A 2,023-nucleotide genomic window follows, 5' to 3' on the forward strand; every position below is an offset into this window, starting at 1 on the left:
CGAGCAGCGTGCGCTGTTCGACCTGCTTTGGGCGTTGAACGGTGAGCCGCCGCCGGTGATCGACAGCGATGATGTGCTGGAAAATCCCGAGGCCATGGTGTCGGCCTTTTGCGATGCCGTAGGCATTCCGTTCATCCCAGAGGCCTTGAGTTGGGAACCCGGTGGTGACCCGTCCGAGCACAGCTGGTGGGACGGGGGCTCCTTTCACCACAACCTCGCAAATTCCACCGGGCTGACACCGCAGGTGCGCAAGTACGTTGAAGTCGCAGATGCGCCCGATCGCGTTCAGCGCGTGCACCGGCGCATGCGGCCGCACTACGATCGTCTACACGCCAATCGAATCACCGCGTGACCGCCAACCTCCGACTGACCGGGACAGCACCATGACCGATATCCAACCCTACTGGCAGAACCACATCGACGGCGCCTGGGTCGACGGCGGCGCGGGTCGTATCGACGTGCTCAACCCGGCAACCGGCCAGGTACTCGCCGCGCATGCGCTCGCCGACGCCGCCGATGTGGACCGTGCTGTGCAAGCCGCCCAACGCGTGCACCGCGAGGGCAGCCTGCGGGGCATGCGGCCGATCGCGCGCGGCCGTCTGGTGCAGGCCATGGGTCGCTACCTCAGCGAGCACCGCACCGAGATCGCCGAGACGCTGACCCTCGAGCAGGGCAAACCGCTCTGGGAGAGTCTGATCGAGGTTGATGGTGCCGCCTTGTATTTCGAGTACTACGGCAACCAGGCCGCAACGGTCGAAGGCCGCTCGGTGCCACTCGGCGCCGGCTACTTCGACTGGACCGAACACGAGCCCTACGGCGTCTCGGCGCAGATCATCCCGTGGAACTACCCGGTCGAAATGACCGCGCGCTCGCTCTCGGCCGCGCTCGCGACCGGCAACACCTGCGTGATCAAGACACCGGAACTCACGCCGTTGACCAACGCCTGGTTCGCGCGCGCTGCCGAGGCCGTCGGCCTGCCCGCGGGGGCGGTAAACCTCGTCTGCGGGCTCGGCAGTGAGGCCGGCGCCGCGCTCTCCGCGCACCCCGGCGTCAACCAGATCGTCTTCACCGGCTCGGTCGCGACCGGGGTTGCGATCGCGACGGCCGCAGCGAAGAACGTGGTGCCCTGCGTGCTCGAGCTCGGCGGCAAGTCGGCCGCCATCGTGCACGACGACGCCGACCTCGAGGCCTTCGAGAACGACATCCGCTGGGGCATCTACTTCAACGCAGGCCAGGTCTGCTCGGCCATGTCACGCGTGATCGTGCACGAGAGCCGCAAGGATGAGCTGGTCGAGCGTGCAGTCAAGGTGGCCAACAGCCTCAGCGTGCAGCCTGGCATCGACAGCCCCGAATTTGGCCTGACCATGGGCAGCATGGTGTCGGACGCCCAGCGCGACCGCGCCGTCGGCCTGGTCGAGACGGCCAGGAAAGAAGGCGCCACCCTCGCGGCCGGTGGACACATCCACAACCTGCCGGGCGCCTTTCTGCAGCCGACCGTGTTCGCCGACGTCGACCCGAGTTCGACCCTCGCGCAGACCGAGGTGTTCGGTCCGGTGCTGTCGGTGCTCTCGTTCACGACCGACGAGCAAGCCATCGAGATCGCCAACGGCACCGACTACGGGCTGGTGTCGGGCGTGTTCACCCGCGACCTCGACCGCGCCACCCGGGCGGCGCGCCAACTGCGCGCCGGCCAGGTCTTCGTCAACGAGTGGTACGCCGGCGGTGTCGAGACACCGTTCGGCGGTTATGGCAAGTCCGGTTACGGCCGGGAGAAAGGCCGCGAAGCGCTGTGGAACTACGTGCAGACCAAGAACATCGCAGTAAGGCTCGGCTGACCTAAAGGGGTTGGCACGCGTCTGTCGCAACGTTGGTTGCTTGACGCAGGCGCGCGTCCCACAGCAACCCTTCGCCCGGTCTCGCTATGCGAGGACTGAGCTCCCACGGGGAGTGGCGTGTGACTTCGTCTTGTGGGAGCGTGGCCGTCCCGCAGGGACGCCGCGCGAAAGGGTGTTGATGCATGCGC

Annotated in this window: 2 protein-coding genes; both read left to right on the plus strand. The window is 67.1% G+C overall.

What is annotated here, in order from left to right; all coding sequences use genetic code 11:
* The coding region (locus tag AAGA11_23110; protein ID MEM9605761.1) for a sulfotransferase family protein at window positions 1-352 on the plus strand (352 nt) is incomplete at its 5' end.
* 31 nt (window positions 353-383) lie between these two features.
* A complete protein-coding gene (locus AAGA11_23115) occupies window positions 384-1,835 on the plus strand; it encodes an aldehyde dehydrogenase family protein (protein MEM9605762.1) in 1,452 nt (483 codons plus the stop codon).
* Window positions 1,836-2,023: the final 188 nt, after the last annotated feature.

This window comes from Pseudomonadota bacterium, assembly GCA_039196715.1.
Lineage (GTDB): Bacteria > Pseudomonadota > Gammaproteobacteria > CALCKW01 > CALCKW01 > CALCKW01.